Source organism: Chelatococcus sp. HY11, assembly GCF_018398335.1.
Classification (GTDB): Bacteria; Pseudomonadota; Alphaproteobacteria; order Rhizobiales; family Beijerinckiaceae; genus Chelatococcus.
Genome location: NZ_JAHBRX010000001.1, coordinates 88,547 through 105,350, shown reverse-complemented (window position 1 = coordinate 105,350; position 16,804 = coordinate 88,547). Strand labels below are relative to the sequence as shown.

The following is a 16,804-nucleotide window of genomic DNA, read 5'->3' as shown; positions in this document are numbered from 1 at the left end:
ACGGCACAGTTTGGCGGTCAAGGGACCACGCAAGAGAACCCGAGGAGATGCCCGGGGCGAGGATCATCATATGTTATGCTGATGATCATGTTCCCCGGCGACACGTGAGGCTTGATGCCCGGTTGAGCCCATGGGCCAGTCAGCCCCATAGTCCGACCGAACCCTTGCCACCCCTCCGCGTTATTGCGCGAGACGCAGGCTTCCCAATTGTCGTGCGATATTGTTGAAGATCTCCACGATATCGGCGCTGTCGGTCGCAATATAGGTCAACCTCTGGGTGCCGCTGGAATCCGCGGAAGCGCAATCGCGAAGCAGCGTCTTGCCCTGGGCGTCGATATCGGATCCCGTATCGAAGCCAATGGTGTAGACGATAAGCCCTGCGGCCTTGGCATTGTTGCAGGCATCGAGGGTCTTCGCATCCATGGCGTTGCGGGATGCCTGCGTTGTCGTCAAGCCGGAGGCGATGCGGTTGTTCGTGAAGAAGCCGAAAGGCGAGTAATATGAGGCGTTGTGATTGTTCGCCTGCAGCCATTGATTGTTTCCATCCGTCATCATGATGATGATCTTCCGGTTTCTGCGCTCCGTATAAGCTTTGCCGTCCGCGAAGGGGGCACGCGGGCTGAGTGTGCGCCATCCCCACATAAAGCCCTCGACGAGATTGGTGCCGCCATCAGCGACCATCTGGTTGATCTTGGTCTTAAGGTTGGAGGCATTATTCGTCAGGCGCGTCAGTGCCTGGGAGGAACACAGATAGTTCGGGCCGTAGCCTCCGCTCGAAACCTTCGCTGACCGATATTTGCAAAGCTTGTTCTGGGCCTTCACATATGCGCCGGCAGCGGTCTGATTGCTCGAGGCGCTGCAAGCGCTCGCCGTGTTGTCGTTCAGATAGCTATTGAGATAGGTCCACGTGGTGGTCGTCTTTCCCGACGTGAACCTGTAGTTGGAACCGTTGTTGGCGTCAGGCTCATCCGGCCAGAACTGGGGCACGAACAACGTGTTGAAATCCGCCTGGCTCACGGGGGATGTCACCGGCGGGGTATCCGTCGTGCCGATGGTGCCCGGCCGCATTTCGAAGCAGCCACCCCAGCCATAGCTGGATTTAACGGCCGCAAGCTCGGCGAAAAGATCAAAGCGCGACTGTGGGGGCCAGGTCGCGGACGCGGTACGCGGATTGCTGGGGCGCCCCTCGAAGATATTCGACGGCCAATGGATCTCCGAGCGGCCCGTCGTGTCGGTGTACATGCTAGGCACCTGCCCGCCGGTATTGACCGAGAGATTGAAGGGGACCAATGCGATCTTCGTGCGGTTGATGGCTTGCGGCGTCGAGAACATGGCGTCCACGAGCTTGATCGCAGCCGTTTTCGTCGCCTGCATCTTATTCTGCGAGCCGGCATTGCTCGACATTGAGCCGGAATTGTCGATCACGAGTGCGATCTCATATTCCACGTCGGAAGCGATGGTGCGCGACAATGTGCTCACTGTCATAGCGTCGCCGCCGGAGCTCACGAGGCCCATGACCATCGGTTCATAGGCGGCCGAGCTGACCACCGTCACATCTCCGCGATCCACGCTGATCGTGATGGAATCGATGCGGACGTCACGTCCGCCCATGCTGTTGATGGCCGATGCCATAGCCGCGCGCAGGAAGCTTTCCGCCATGGCCCTCAGTTCAGCATCCGTCTTCTGGCCGGCGAAAGGCGCTACGGCGAGCGTCGCGGCATCGGTCGCCTGCTGCAGTTTCGTGCGCAAAGTCGCCGCCCGCGCATAGTCCACGGCCGCTCCCGCAGCGAGCAGAATCGGCAGGAGCATAAAGGCGAACCAGAGCACCATATTGGCATCTTCAGCGCGCCAGAACGCCCGCGCGGCCCGCCATGGCCGCGAGGCAAAGCCGCATGCCGCGAAACGACGCGTGCCCGTCCAGACCCTGTGCCTGCTCCCGCCACGATCGGCAGAACCGTGATTGCTCATTGGAGGCTCCAAACATGCAATCCGGCAAGGCTACAGGGAGAGTGTAAATCCCGAGTTCACCCTAAGGTTGTATTATGCAATAAAATCTATCAATAGATGTAACCACTTGGTTGCGCTGGCAAAGCAATGCGCAGGGGGGCCGCCCGGCTGGCGATATCGCAGCCCTGGCGGTGGCTTGCAGAGGGCACGGGCAACCGAAAGCGCATGAGGGCTTTCAGGTCTTACGATGGCGAGAACAAAGAGACAGAGCAGCGGATACCGCTTTGTAGATCGGCCTGCTCTAAGGCGAATAAATCTCGAACGTGCCGTCGAGACCGTCGAGCTCGAAGAAGCCGAGGCTGCGCGGATCCGCCCACAGATGCTCGACGAAGGGGCGAGAAAGAAGGAGCGGTTCGCCCAGCACCTTGTTAAGCCCCGCCATGCGGCTCGTGAGATTGACGTCGCGGCCGACGACCGTGAAATCGAGGCGCTGGCCTGAACCCACATTGCCATAAGCCGCCTCGCCATGATGCAGGGCGATGCCCGCTTTCAACGGCACGCCGGCGACGCCGGAGGCATTGGCGGCGTCAATCCGCGCCAGGGCGTCGAGGGCCGCTGTCAGCGCGGACTGCGCGGCAGCGCCGGTATCGTCGCCCCTGTCGCGAAAAATCGCCAGGAGCCCGTCGCCGAGATACTTCAACACCTCGCCGCCTTCGGCCTCGATGGGCGGCACGAGGCAGTCGAAATAGACGTTCAGCAGGCTGACGACGTCTTCCGGATGCATGCTGGACGTCAACCGGGTATAACTGCGCATATCCGCGAACAGGATCGCGGAGCGGATCCGGCTGACCTGTCCGCGCCGGACATCCCCCGAGAGCACGCGCTGATGCGGCTCGTCACCGATATAGACCCTCAGGATCTGATCGAGCGTCGCGTAACCCGCGCGGATCTCCATCGCCGCCGCCAGCGCCGGGACAATACCCTCGAGGAAAGTGCGATGAGGCTTGGAAAAGCCCTCGCTCGACTTTGTCGCGAAGGAGATGCCGTTCTCGTCACCATTCGCGAAGAAAACCGGAAAGCAGCTGTATCCGACGTAACCGTCGGCCTTCAGCTCAGGAATGATGCCAAAGCGCTCATCCGGGGTTTCCCGCAAGTCCAGGAACAAGGGCTCGCGCTTTTGATGCACATGAAAAAAGGGGCTGCGCTCATAGGTGCCATCAGAATTGCCCGAATAGGGAAAAGCCTTCTGCTCGCTGTTGCCACCCTTCAGCCACACGCTGGTGACCGCCGCATGCTCGGAATGCAACGTTTCGGTGGTCATGGAGGCGCGATCGATTGGCACGCCCGCAGCATTGAGCTGTTCGGCGAGCGTGGTCAGCAGTGACGTCTGATCCTTCTTCTCCCGCGCCTCGGTGAGAAGCCAGTCGCGTATAGAGATCATCGACCGCAGCCCGTCGAGGGATAACCCCTTGAGGGAGTTCTGGATCGACGTGATTGTCGCCGCGGCGTCCGAAGCTGCGGGTTCTACAAAAATTGGCGCGGGAGGCGCCGGCGCACCAACGTCTGCCAACATGGGCGTGATCCCATTGCTATCGGCATCGGAGAGGGACGTGTCTTCGGTCATGCGCGCATTCATGTGGGCATGCCTTTCTGCGACTGCAATCCATCGCGAAAAAAAGACGCATACAATCCCGCGAGATCGCGCAGGATCATCCCCGTCTCATTGATTTGTTCTCATTATGTTCACTGCCGGGAGGCCCGTCAAGGCAACATAAGCCCTGATCCAAAGCCGGATTGAGCGAATGAACAAGTCAGACAATCGTCGATATCAGCGCTTTGAACGGCGCTTCAGATTATTTGGTGACTGGCCTTCACCACGCTTCCGATCAGCGGAACAGCCCATCACCCTGTTCATCGATGATCTGCCGGCCCTTGGAGAGCGCGAATTCGGCGGCCTCATCAGCGGAGGTAAACCGGTCGGCGCGGATGAAGTTCTGCTCGCGCAGAACGCCATCGCTTTCCTTCTGGATCACGCCGGCCGTCTGATATTGGCCCTCGGCTTGAAAGGGCTCCGCACGGATGAGAAAGCCCTTATGCTCCAAGGTTTTCAATGTCTTTGGCGCAGCCGGCTCGCTGGAGGAACGGCGCGAGAAGAGAGATTTCAAAAACGACATGGTCAATTCCTCTCCATTCAGGCGCCACCGCCGCTTATCCTGATGCGACCGGACAAGAGTTGTGCGTCCAAGGCGGCGGATGTGGGCAACCCAAATGTCGCCCCACGCAGACTAGTTGTCGAGGAAGCTCCTGAGCTTGCGCGACCTTGACGGGTGCTTCAGCTTCCGAAGGGCCTTAGCCTCGATCTGGCGAATGCGCTCGCGGGTCACCGAGAACTGCTGGCCCACTTCCTCAAGGGTGTGGTCGGTATTCATGCCGATGCCGAAGCGCATGCGCAGCACGCGTTCTTCACGGGGGGTAAGCGAGGCGAGCACACGCGTCGTCGTCTCGCGCAAGTTCGACTGGATCGCCGCGTCGATCGGCAGGATCGCCATCTTGTCCTCGATGAAGTCACCGAGGTGGCTGTCTTCCTCGTCGCCGATTGGCGTTTCGAGGGAGATCGGCTCCTTGGCGATCTTCAGCACCTTGCGCACCTTCTCCAGCGGCATGGCGAGCTTCTCGGCCAGTTCCTCCGGGGTCGGCTCACGACCGATCTCGTGCAGCATCTGGCGCGATGTGCGGACGATCTTGTTGATCGTCTCGATCATATGCACCGGAATACGGATGGTGCGCGCCTGGTCGGCGATCGAGCGGGTGATCGCCTGCCGGATCCACCAAGTGGCGTAGGTTGAGAACTTGTAGCCGCGACGGTACTCGAACTTGTCCACGGCCTTCATCAGGCCGATGTTGCCCTCCTGGATGAGGTCCAGGAACTGCAGACCACGGTTCGTGTATTTCTTGGCGATCGAGATGACGAGCCGAAGGTTCGCCTCGATCATCTCCTTCTTGGCCTGGCGGGCTTCCTTCTCGCCCTTCTGGACCATCGAGACGATCTTGCGGAACTCCAGAATCTCAAGGCCGGTCTCGGACGAGAGCGTCTGGATCTCCTGGCGGAATTCGCGGATGCGATCCTTCTCGTTGGCAACGAACTCGCGCCAGCCACGCGTGCCGAGCTTCGACACACGCAAGATCCACTTCGGGTCGAGCTCCGAGCCCTGGTGCTGCTTGAGGAAGTCCTCGCGCGACACGCCGTAGCTCTCGGACAGGCGCATCAACCGGCCCTCGAGGCCAATCAGGCGCTTGTTGATGTCGTAGAGCTGCTCGACCAGCGAATCGATACGATTCTGGTTCAGCGACAAGGATTTGACATCAACGATGATATCTTCCTTGAGCTTCTTGTATTTGCGCTCCTGGGACGGCGACAGCTTGAGGTTCTGCAGGCGGTTCTCGATGTCCTGGTCCTGCAGGCGGCGCAGCTTCTTGTAGTTCTCCGCCACGGCATCGAAGGTCAAGAGCACCTTCGGCTTCAGCTCCGCTTCCATGGCTGACAGGGAGACGTTGTTCTCCATGTCGTCCTCGTCCATGTCCCCCTCGGGCATGGCCGGCTCGGACGCCATCTCGGGCTCAGCCCCCTCTTCCTCGCCCTCACCATCGGCCTGCGGGCCCACCTTGCCGTCGGGACCGGCATAGGTCGCCTCGAGATCGATGATGTCGCGCAGGAGGACTTTGGCTTCGACGAGTTCATCGCGCCAGATGATGATGGCCTGGAAGGTCAGCGGGCTTTCGCAGAGGCCGGCGATCATGGCCTCGCGGCCGGCCTCGATGCGCTTGGCAATGGCGATTTCGCCCTCGCGCGACAGAAGCTCGACCGAGCCCATCTCACGCAGGTACATGCGCACGGGATCGTCCGTGCGCTCGGCCGGCTCGCTCGCCTTCTCGACCTTTACGGGAACCGAGGCACGGGCCTGCTCGACGATCTCGCCACCGTCAGCCTCCTCTTCCTCGCTCTCACCCTCGCTGTTCGAATCGTCGGCTTCCTCCGATTCGATGACGTTGATGCCCATCTCGTTAAGCTGGGCGAGCACGTCCTCGATCTGCTCGGAGGAAAATTCCTCCGAGGGGAGAACCTCGTTCAACTCGTCATAGGTCACATAGCCGCGCTTCTTGGCGACCTTGATCATGCGCTTGACAGCGCCATCGCTGAGATCGAGCAACGGGCCGTCAGCTTGCGGCTCTGCGACTTCCTGGTTGTCTTCCCGCTCGGTCGTCTTCGTCGCCATGTTCCATGCTCCACTCGCACACAGCCTATCGCGTCAGCCATATGCGCTCATAGACAAAAAGGCAGCATGAGCCCCGACGCTCAGCCACCCGTCTCATACTTCATTCAAGCGCGTGACCGCTTGACTAACCGTTAACCAACCCCCGGTCGCGGCAAGCCGAACCGAAAATCTCGAAAACTGCGGCGCCTCGCGCCCACGCACCATCAACCAACTCCACCGCCCCGAACGCGCCGCCACGCTTAAGGGCGGTTACGGGAGGTTGACATTTTCTTCGCCGCTTCCCTGTCGGCCTCCGCTCCGTCGAGCGAAGTCAACTGGGTGCGCACTTCCGTCAGCCAAGCGAGATTCGCCTCGCTCTCGTCGTCGGCAAGCGCACGTTCGGCAGCCTTCAATTCGCTATGTAGCGTGAATGCGCGCCGATGCAAGGTCAGTGCTTGCCGCAATATCTCCTCGACTGCCGACAATTCGGCGTCGCGATCAAAGGCCCAGACATCCCCGTGGCGCACCACGACGCGCAGCCGCTCGGCTGCCAGCGCGACTTCCTGCGGTAGCGAACTGGATGGCTTCGGCCCATCCATCGCCAAGGCTTCCCTGTCGATCAGGCAGGCTCGCAGCCGTAACGCATCTGCATTGACAAAATCAAGCGAAGTCACGTCTTCCCCGTAGCGGTGCATCAATTCAGGATGGGCGAGAAGCGTCAGCACGATCAAGGCCTCCCGCGGCGCCCCGGCGCTCGTGGCGGCGAACAGCGGATGCCGAGCAAGGCTCGGACTGGCCCGCAGCGGCGCGTTACCTGGCCGCTGGCGCGCATCCCGGCCACCACGGCCATTCCTCCCGAAATTTTGACCGCCGTAGCCAGCACCCTGCTGGAAAGACCCCTGCTGATAGCCCTGCCCTCGCCCGCTACCGTAATTGCCGCGACGCCCACCGGATTGCGGCAGCAATTGCCGAAGACGCTCGCCGATCTCCGCCCGATAATGACGCCGCAGGTCTTCGTCGCGGATGCCGGCGAGCAGGCCGAACAATCGTTTTTCCAAAGCGGCCCGGCGCTCCGGCGTATCGAGGGAGGCCACTTCCACCTCTCGCATCCAGAGCAGGTCGACCAGCGGCTGCGCGTTGTCCAGCACCTTGGCGATGGCAGAGGCGCCGCCACTGCGCGCAAGATCGTCCGGGTCCTGCCCCTCGGGCAGCAAGGCGAAGCGCAGGGACTGGCCTGCGACGAGATGCGGCAGGGCGACGTCGATGGCGCGATAGGCCGCGCGCCGCCCCGCCCCATCGCCGTCGAAACACAGGATCGGCTCCGGCGCCATGCGCCACAGCAAATTGAGCTGGTCCTCGGTCAGCGCCGTGCCGAGCGGCGCAACCGTATGCGGAAAGCCCGCCATGGTCATGGCGATGACATCCACGTAGCCCTCGACGACCACGACCGAGCTTTTGTCATGCGCCGCCTTTCGGGCAGCCTGGTGGTTGTAGAGCACGTGGCCCTTGTGAAAGAGCGGCGTCTCCGACGAATTGAGATACTTCGCCGGGGCGTCCGCGCTCATCGCGCGGCCACCGAACGCGATCACCCTGCCCCTGACATCGGTGATCGGGAACATGATCCGGTCACGAAAACGGTCATGCGGAACAGCCACGTCCTCGCGATTGACCAGAAGGCCCGCCTCGATCATCGCGTCCGCGTCGACACCCTGGGCGGCCAGATGCTCGCGCAGCGCGAATCGGTCGGGCAAGGCATAGCCCAGGCGGAAGCGCTCCCGCGCCTCGCGGCCGAGCCCGCGTCCGTCGAGATAACGCGAGGCCTGCGCGCCTTCCTTCTTCGCCAGGTTGGCCTCGAAGAAGCGCGCCGCCATGTCCATGATCTCATGCAGGCCGCGCCGGCGCTCCTCCTCGGCCCGCGCTTCCTCCGACACCTTCGGTAGGGTGACACCGGCGTCCGCCGCGAGCCGCTCCACCGCCTCCGGAAAGGACACGCCCTCCGTCTCCATCAGGAAGGTGAAGATGTCGCCATGCTTGCCGGAGGAGAAGCAGTGGTAAAAACCCTTGTGATCATTGACATAGAACGAGGGTGTCTTCTCGGCGTTGAAAGGAGACAACCCCTTCCATTCGCGGCCGGCCTTGGTCAGCCGAACGCGTCGGCCGACCACCGCCGTCACCGGCAGCCGTGCCCGAATTTCTTCGAGAATCGAGGGCGGAAAACGCATGATCACCGAAGGATGGTCCCCGAGCGCGGCCAACGCAAGAGCAGCCGCATCGCCGCGCTGCCACGCCGGAAGACGCGACCACAGCGCGAGAAAGTTATCCCCTGTTGAGCGGCTTATCCCGTTCGTCCACAGGAGCTAGACGTGTCGTCAGGTCAGTGGTGATGCACCGAGCCGCGCGGCTTTTCCGCCAATGGAGAGAACAAGGCCACCCGGTTTTCTCCCTCTCCCCGGCGGGGAGAGGGTTGGGGTGAGGGGATTGTCGTTTTCCGGCGGGCGTCCCCCTCACCCGCGCCTGCGGCGCGACCTCTCCCCGGCGGGGAGAGGTAGGAGGAGGCAATCGTCGCGCGTCATCACGTCAATCGGTGACACCCGGTGCCGAAGAACGACAGACCGGAAGCTCCTCAGGCGCCCGACAGCTTGGCCTTCACCGCAGCACTCGCCTTGGCGAAATCCATGCGGCCAGCATAGGCGCCCTTGAGATGGCCGACGACCTTGCCCATGTCCTTGATGCTGGCGGCGCCTGTCTCGGCGATCGCCGCGTCGATGGCGGCCGCGACCTCGGCCTCATCAAGCTGCTGCGGCAGGAAGGAGGAAATGACGGCGATTTCCGCATTCTCCTGGTCGGCGAGCTCGGCGCGGCCGGCCTGGCTGTAGATGGCCGCCGACTCTTGGCGCTGCTTGATCTCCTTCTGGAGCATGGAGAGGATCTCGTCGTCGGTGGCGGTACCCTTCCCGGCGCCGCGCGCCTCGATGTCCTTGTCCTTGAGCTTGGCCTGGATGAGGCGCACGGCGGACAGCCGCGTCTTGTCGCCCGCCTTCATGGCCTCCTTCATGGCCGCGGTGAAGCTTTCGCGCAAAGTGGACATCGCCAGGGCATCCTTTGTTTCCCCATCCGCCACCTCACACGGGAGGTGACGAATAGAGCGTTGACGTGTATGTCATTCGTTCATTAAACGACGACGAATGTGACGCGCGGGCGGCCTTCGGGCTTTTTGGCCCGCCTTTTCCATGCCCGCACGCCGGGCTGACCGAGGGCTTAAACGGAACATGGCGACGCTGCAAGACGATGCTGACCGCGGCCTCCACTCCGGCGCGCAATCTGTCGCCGGCTGGAGCGAGCCGCGCCCGACCGCACTCCTCGTGCTGGCTGACGGCACGGTGCTTGAGGGCTTCGGGCTTGGCGCCGCGGGCGAGGCGCCCGGCGAGGTCTGCTTCAACACGGCCATGACCGGCTATCAGGAGATCCTCACCGATCCTTCCTATGCCGGCCAGATCATTACTTTCACCTTTCCGCATATCGGCAATGTCGGCGTCAACGACGAGGACATCGAGACGGTCAACATGGCCGCATCGTCCGGCGTGCGCGGCATCGTCGTCCACGCGGACGTGACCTCGCCGGCGAACTGGCGCGCGAGCCGTCATCTCGACCAGTGGCTGAAGGCGCGCGGCATCGTCGGCCTGTCCGGCATCGACACCCGGGCGTTGACCGCGCTCATCCGCGACAAGGGCATGCCGAATGCCATCATCGCCCATGACCCCGACGGCAATTTCGATGTCGAGGCCCTGAAGGCGAAGGCGGCCGCCGTGCCCTCCATGGATGGGCTCGACCTCGTGCCGCTGGTCGGCACCACCCAGCGCTACGAATGGGACGAGACGCCCTGGACGCTGGACAACGGCTATGGCCGCCGCGAAGGCGAGGCCAAGTACCATGTCGTCGCGATCGACTACGGCGTGAAACGCAACATTCTGCGTCTCCTCGCCGAGCGCGACTGCAAGGTGACGGTCATGCCGGCGACGGCCTCCGCCGAGGACATCCTTGCGCTGAACCCGGATGGCGTGTTCCTCGCCAACGGCCCCGGCGATCCGGCCGCGACGGGCCAGTATTCGGTCCCCGTAATCCGCAGGATCCTCGACGAGAAGCTGCCGACCTTCGGCATCTGCCTCGGCCACCAGATGCTCGGGCTCGCCATCGGCGCCAAGACCGCCAAGATGCACCAGGGCCATCATGGCGCGAACCACCCCGTGAAGGACGAGACGACCGGCAAGGTCGAGATCGTCTCGATGAACCACGGCTTCGCGGTCGACCGCGACAGCCTGCCAGCCAACGCTGTCGAAACCCATATCTCGCTGTTCGACGGCTCGAACTGCGGCATCGCCTTGACGGACCGTCCGGCCTTCTCGGTGCAGCACCATCCCGAGGCTTCGCCCGGTCCACAGGACAGCCACTACCTGTTCGATCGCTTCGTCGCGCTCATCGAGAGCGAGAAGAAAGCCAAGCAGATCTGAAAGCTGAGGCTTTAAGCCCGCGGTCTTGAACCAACGGCGGCGATGTCAGTTGTCCCAGAGCCGGACGCTTTGTCCGGCTCTACCGGGATCAACAATCGGGAGCCGCCGCCATGGGACAGGATACGCCGGCCGTGCCGCAGCGCTTCACCTTCAGTGGCGATGGCGCAATTCCCAACAACAGCCTGCCGCTCCTCGTCTATCGGGCCGCGGCAAGGCTCGATGCGGACGACCCGGCCGGAGCGCTGGAAGACCTGTTCACCGGCAACGGCTGGACGGATAGCTGGCGCAACGGGATCTTCCCCTATCACCACTATCACTCCTTGACCCACGAAGTGCTCGGCATAGCGGGCGGGCATGGCCGTGTGCGGTTCGGCGGCGAGACCGGCCAGGATCTCGATGTCCGGGCTGGCGATGTCGTCGTCATTCCGGCAGGCGTCGGCCACATGTGCCTTGAGGCGTCCAAGGACTTCCTCGTCGTCGGCGCCTATCCGCCGGGATGTGGCTATGACCTGATAAAAGCCGATCTCGCGGCCTATGAGGCCGCCCGCGTGCGGATCGCCAAGGTGCCAAAACCGGAAACCGACCCCGTGACGGGTATAAAAGGCGGCTTGCTCGACGCCTGGTGAAGCGCCACAGTGCTTGCGCCAATCGCGAGTGCCAAGCGCATGACCTGGACCGATTTCTGGAATTCCGACACACCGATCTATGTCAACGAGCGCCACAAGCTCCTGCACTACCGCCTGATCGCGCGCGACATCGTCAAGCTTCTGCCGTCCCGCGAAGCGCGCGTGCTCGATTACGGCTGCGGCGAAGCGCTCGCGTCGACCGATGTCGCGGCGCAATGCCGGTCACTCACCCTCGTCGATGCGGCCCCTCGCGTACGCGAGAAGCTGATCGAGCGCTTTGCTTCTGTCGCCAATATCGATGTCGCTTCGCCGGACGATATCGCCGCCCTGCCGGGCGGATCCTTCGATCTCGTGATCATCAACTCGGTGCTGCAGTACCTGACCAAGGATGAGGCGGCCGCAGTCTTCGCCACCTTGCGCGGCAAGTTGGTGCCGGATGGCCGACTGGTGCTCGCCGATATCCTGCAACCCGGCATGAGCCCGCTCGCCGACGTCAAGGCGCTGCTTGGCTTCGGGTGGACTGGAGGCTTCCTCGGCGCCGCCTGCCTCGGACTGGTCCGCACGGCCTTGTCGGACTATCGGAAACTGCGCGGGCAGCTCGGCCTGACCCATTACAGCGAGGGCGAGATCATCGCAGCGCTGGCCGCCGCCGGCTTTTCCGCCCGACGGCAACGCCCGAACATCGGCCATAACCAGGATCGCATGCTGATCATCGCCGAACCTGCTCCGGCGGCAGCTGCGGCGCGCGTGGAGACGGCTGCTGCAGGGTGAGGCGTGGGGCGCCGATCCCTCCCCTCCGGGGAGGGTGGCCTCGCGTCAGCGAGGTCGGGTGGGGCCACGCGGCCGGAAACCGTACTGCCTCGGCCTTTGGCCCTTTTTAAGCAATGGACCCTCAGCGGTCATCCCGGAAGCGGCATAGCCGCTGTCCGGGATCTATGAACACTACGTGTATTCATGGAGCACCGGCTGTGTTCATGGTTCCCGGACTGGTTGCTGCGCAACGCTCCGGGATGACGCCCGCGATGGAATAGCGCACGCGGCGCCCTATCCTCTCGCGCAAGCGCCTGTCCCTCACCCCAGCCCTCTCCCATATCGGAGAGGGAGCACCGCAGCCTCCCTCACAGCGGCCCGGCGCCGAAGGTCCAGAGCTTATTGCCGAGGAAATTCCAGACGAGCACGATGCCAGTCGTCACGACCTGTGCGGGCAGATACGGCAGCGCGCATTGATGAATGAAGACATACATCAATGCGAAAGTGAGCCCGAAACCGCCACTCGCTACGATCGCGAAACGCCAGCCGGCCTCGCGATGGGGACGCGTGCTCTCGAAAGTCATGCTGCGGTTGAGAATGTAGGACACGATGCCGCCAGCGATGAAGCCGATGAGCGTGGCCGGCACCGGCGGCAGCCCGAGACCCTCGACGAGGCCGATCAGGGTGCCAAAATGGGCAACCGCGGCGAGAAGGCCCACGATGACGAAGCTGCCGACCTGCCGCGGCAAACCGGCGGCATGACGGGCGATGAAGGACGAACGGTCGCTCATGATGTTCCTTCGGCGCGCACCCCTCAGCCCAGCCACTGCGGCACGCAGCACGTGACCTTGCCATATCGCCTCGGCTATCGCTTTGCCAACCGGGTTTCTCGGCCATCTGGAATGCAACCACCGCCCAAGCACCGTCTAACCACCCAACAACTGTCTAACGGACCGCGCATGAACCACCAACGCATGTGTGCGATGCACTGGCGAGACGCCTTTAGGGCTTCCTTTGCCGCGCGACCCCGTGTAAACGACAGCTTCAGCCGACGTTATTCTCGAACTTTGCGGTCCGCGCGCTCATCCTGGCCAAACGTGTCCCGGGATGTGCGGAGGCGGATCGCGCCGCCACGCCGGGTGTAGGCCCCACGGACAACGGGCAACCGTTCTTCGCGTTGAGCCGCACACTCAGATATAAGAAGCGCTCATGCTGTTGCCTGATCTGTTCCAGGCCTCGCGACAGCACGGGTTCCCCGAGTCAGGACAATACCGGACGACCATGCCCAAACGCACCGATATCTCCACGATCCTCATCATCGGCGCGGGTCCGATTGTCATCGGACAAGCCTGTGAGTTCGACTATTCAGGCACCCAGGCCTGCAAGACGTTGAAGGCCGAGGGGTATCGAATCGTTCTGGTCAACTCCAATCCGGCGACGATCATGACCGATCCCGATCTCGCCCACGCAACCTATGTCGAGCCGATCACGCCGGAAATCGTCGCGAAGATCATCGAGAAGGAACGCTATGCCATTCCTGGCGGCTTTGCGCTCCTGCCGACCATGGGCGGCCAGACCGCGCTGAACTGTGCCCTGTCGCTGCGCAAGATGGGCGTCCTTGAGAAATTCGATGTCGAGATGATCGGCGCCACTGCCGAGGCGATCGACAAGGCCGAGGATCGCGAGCTGTTCCGCGAGGCGATGACCAGGATCGGCCTCGATACCCCCCGCTCCCATCACATCAAGACCCTGCCGCAGGCACTCGAGGCCCTCGACGATATCGGCCTCCCCGCCATCATCCGCCCCTCCTTCACCATGGGTGGCACCGGCGGCGGCATCGCCTACAACAAGGGCGAGTTCATCGACATCGTCGAGCGCGGCATCGACGCCTCGCCCACGAGCGAGGTGCTCATCGAGGAAAGCGTCCTCGGCTGGAAGGAATATGAAATGGAAGTCGTCCGCGACAAGGCGGACAACTGCATCATCGTCTGCTCCATCGAGAATATCGATCCGATGGGCGTGCATACGGGCGACAGCATCACCGTCGCCCCGGCCCTGACGCTGACCGACAAGGAATACCAGATCATGCGCGACGCCTCGCTGGCGGTGCTGCGCGAGATCGGCGTCGAGACCGGCGGCTCCAACGTGCAGTTCGCGGTCGATCCCGCCAACGGCCGCATGATCGTCATCGAGATGAACCCGCGCGTGTCGCGCTCCTCCGCGCTCGCCTCGAAGGCCACCGGCTTCCCCATCGCCAAGGTGGCCGCCAAGCTCGCCGTCGGCTACACGCTCGACGAGATCGCCAACGACATCACCGGCGGCGCGACGCCGGCCTCGTTCGAACCGTCGATCGACTATGTCGTCACCAAGATCCCGCGCTTCGCCTTCGAGAAATTTCCCGGCGCCGAGCCCACCCTGACGACGGCCATGAAGTCGGTCGGCGAGGCCATGGCCATTGGCCGCACCTTCCAGGAATCCCTCCAGAAGGCTCTGCGTTCCCTTGAAACCGGCCTCACCGGCCTCGACGAGATCGAGATCCCCGGCCTGGGCCAGGGCGACGACCGCAATGCCATCAAGGCCGCTCTCGGCACCCCGACGCCGGACCGGCTGCTGATCGTGGCACAGGCCATCCGTCTCGGCATCGATCTCAAGCAGATCCACGATACCTGCCGCATCGACCCGTGGTTCCTGGAGCAACTGGCAGAACTGATGGAAACCGAGGCGCGGGTTCGCGCCCACGGCCTGCCGACCACGCCGCGCGCCTTCCGCAAGCTGAAGTCACAAGGCTTTTCGGACGCGCGCCTCGCGGTGCTCGCCGGCAAGACCGAGACCGAAGTCAAGGCCGCGCGGCGCGGCCTCGGCATCCGTCCCGTTTTCAAGCGCATCGACACCTGCGCGGCCGAGTTCGCCTCGCCGACGGCCTACATGTACTCGACCTATGCCGCGCCCTTCGCCGGCACGCCGGCGGATGAGGCACTCCCCAGCAGCCGCGACAAGGTGATCATCCTGGGCGGCGGACCAAACCGCATCGGCCAGGGCATCGAGTTCGACTATTGCTGCTGCCATGCCGCCTTCGCGCTGAAGGATGCGGGTTACGAGACCATCATGGTCAACTGCAACCCGGAGACCGTGTCGACCGACTACGACACCTCGGACCGTCTCTATTTCGAGCCGCTGACCGCCGAGGACGTGCTCGAAATCATCGACACCGAGCGTGAGGCCGGCCGGCTCCACGGCGTTATCGTGCAGTTCGGCGGCCAGACCCCGTTGAAACTCGCCGGCGCGCTGGAAGCGGAAAAGGTGCCGATCCTGGGCACCTCCCCGGACATGATCGACCTCGCGGAGGACCGCGACCGCTTCAAGCGCCTGCTCGACCGGCTCGGCCTGAAGCAGCCGAAGAACGGCATCGCCTATTCCGTGGAGCAGGCGCGCCTCATCGCCGCGGAAGTCGGCCTGCCGCTCGTCGTGCGCCCGTCCTACGTGCTCGGCGGCCGTGCCATGGCCATCATTCGCGACGAGGACGCGCTGTCGAACTACCTGCTCGACAGCCTGCCGGCGCTCGTGCCGCATGACATCAAGGCACGCTACCCCAACGACAAGACCGGGCAGATCAACACGCTGCTCGGCAAGAACCCTCTGCTGTTCGACCGCTATCTCTCGGATGCCATCGAGGTCGATGTCGATGCGCTCTGCGACCGCAAGGGCGTCTATATCGCCGGCATCATGGAGCATATCGAGGAAGCGGGCATCCACTCCGGCGACAGCGCCTGCGCCCTGCCGCCGCACTCCCTCGACGCCGATCTCCTCGCGGAGCTGGAGCGCCAGACGGAGGCGCTCGCGCTCGCGCTCGAAGTCGGCGGCCTGATGAACGTGCAATATGCCATCAAGGACGGCGCGATCTATGTGCTCGAGGTCAACCCGCGTGCCTCGCGGACCGTGCCTTTCGTCGCCAAGGTCATCGGTGAGCCCATCGCCAAGATCGCGGCGCGCGTCATGGCGGGCGAGGCTCTCGACGTCTTCGGCCTCAAGCCGAAGAAGCTTGAGCATATCGGTGTGAAGGAAGCGGTGTTCCCCTTCGCGCGTTTCCCTGGCGTCGACGTGCTGCTCGGACCGGAAATGCGCTCCACCGGTGAGGTCATCGGCCTCGATCGGTCGTTCGGGGTCGCCTTCGCCAAGAGCCAGCTCGGCGGTGGCACCAAGGTGCCGACGTCAGGCACGGTCTTCGTTTCGGTGAAGGACGTCGACAAGGAGCGCATCCTGCCGACCGTGAGGCTCCTCACCGGCCTCGGCTTCAAGATCGTCGCGACCTCCGGCACGCAACGCTTTCTTGAGGACAAGGGCATTACGGCGTCGAGCATCAACAAGGTTCTGGAGGGGCGGCCGCATGTCGTCGACGCCATCAAGAACGGCGGCATTCAGCTCGTCTTCAACACAACGGAAGGCGCCCAGGCCCTCTCGGATTCACGTTCGCTGCGTCGGGCGGCCCTCTTGCATAAGGTACCTTACTATACCACTCTTGCAGGCGCTGCTGCTGCCGCCGAGGGCATCAAGGCCTATCTCGACGGCGAACTGGAGGTGCGTGCATTGCAGGACTATTGGCCAGCCAACGGTTGATCGACCGCCAGTCGTGGCAGAACAGAGTTTTTTCATTGATCCCGTCGCATCCCCGATAGCCTAATATCCCGACCCTGGAACCCTGGGTTCGGACCACCCCGCGAAG

The 16,804-nt window shown here is 63.2% G+C and carries 11 protein-coding genes; 4 read left to right on the top strand and 7 right to left on the bottom strand.

All coding sequences use genetic code 11. The annotated features are described in order from the left end of the window. Positions 1–180 precede the first annotated feature (180 nt). From KIO74_RS00470 to KIO74_RS00445, 6 genes are all read right to left on the bottom strand, one after another. Positions 181–1,968 (bottom strand): TadE/TadG family type IV pilus assembly protein, encoded by a 1,788-nt coding sequence (locus tag KIO74_RS00470; protein ID WP_213329356.1) that lies wholly within the window; start codon positions 1,966–1,968, stop codon positions 181–183. A 280-nt stretch (positions 1,969–2,248) separates the two neighbouring features. Further along, positions 2,249–3,571, bottom strand: coding sequence for an adenylate/guanylate cyclase domain-containing protein (locus KIO74_RS00465; protein ID WP_249730818.1), 1,323 nt, complete (start codon positions 3,569–3,571; stop codon positions 2,249–2,251). 262 nt (positions 3,572–3,833) lie between these two features. Beyond that, the gene (locus KIO74_RS00460) at positions 3,834–4,121 is read right to left on the bottom strand and encodes an HlyU family transcriptional regulator (RefSeq protein WP_213329353.1); all 288 of its coding nucleotides are present in this window, start codon (positions 4,119–4,121) and stop codon (positions 3,834–3,836) included. A gap of 111 nt (positions 4,122–4,232) precedes the next feature. Next, positions 4,233–6,221 carry an RNA polymerase sigma factor RpoD gene (gene rpoD / locus KIO74_RS00455; protein WP_213329349.1) on the bottom strand — a complete coding sequence of 663 codons (1,989 nt, stop codon included), beginning with the start codon at positions 6,219–6,221 and terminating at the stop codon, positions 4,233–4,235. 239 nt (positions 6,222–6,460) lie between these two features. After that, entirely contained in the window at positions 6,461–8,422 is a 1,962-nt protein-coding gene (gene dnaG, locus KIO74_RS00450) for a DNA primase (protein ID WP_213333922.1), read from the bottom strand. A 401-nt stretch (positions 8,423–8,823) separates the two neighbouring features. Further along, positions 8,824–9,288, bottom strand: coding sequence for a GatB/YqeY domain-containing protein (locus KIO74_RS00445; protein ID WP_213329346.1), 465 nt, complete (start codon positions 9,286–9,288; stop codon positions 8,824–8,826). A gap of 181 nt (positions 9,289–9,469) precedes the next feature. Here KIO74_RS00445 and carA point away from each other — a divergent pair, with 181 nt between their 5' ends. The 3 genes from carA to KIO74_RS00430 all read left to right on the top strand — a co-directional run bounded on the left by carA (position 9,470) and on the right by KIO74_RS00430 (position 12,105). After that, positions 9,470–10,708: a glutamine-hydrolyzing carbamoyl-phosphate synthase small subunit gene (gene carA / locus KIO74_RS00440; RefSeq protein WP_213329344.1), complete on the top strand. Its 1,239-nt coding sequence runs from the start codon at positions 9,470–9,472 to the stop codon at positions 10,706–10,708. 110 nt (positions 10,709–10,818) lie between these two features. Next, complete coding sequence (locus KIO74_RS00435; RefSeq protein WP_213329341.1) at positions 10,819–11,334, top strand: cupin domain-containing protein; 516 nt, start codon at positions 10,819–10,821, stop codon at positions 11,332–11,334. A 39-nt stretch (positions 11,335–11,373) separates the two neighbouring features. Then, positions 11,374–12,105, top strand: coding sequence for a class I SAM-dependent methyltransferase (locus KIO74_RS00430; protein WP_213329338.1), 732 nt, complete (start codon positions 11,374–11,376; stop codon positions 12,103–12,105). A gap of 347 nt (positions 12,106–12,452) precedes the next feature. Here the strand turns inward: KIO74_RS00430 and KIO74_RS00425 are convergent, their stop codons facing one another. Next, positions 12,453–12,875, bottom strand: coding sequence for a GtrA family protein (locus tag KIO74_RS00425; RefSeq protein WP_213329335.1), 423 nt, complete (start codon positions 12,873–12,875; stop codon positions 12,453–12,455). Positions 12,876–13,365: 490 nt separating this feature from the next. Between KIO74_RS00425 and carB the strand changes: the two genes are divergently transcribed. Then, positions 13,366–16,698 (top strand): carbamoyl-phosphate synthase large subunit, encoded by a 3,333-nt coding sequence (gene carB, locus KIO74_RS00420; protein WP_213333919.1) that lies wholly within the window; start codon positions 13,366–13,368, stop codon positions 16,696–16,698. Positions 16,699–16,804: the final 106 nt, after the last annotated feature.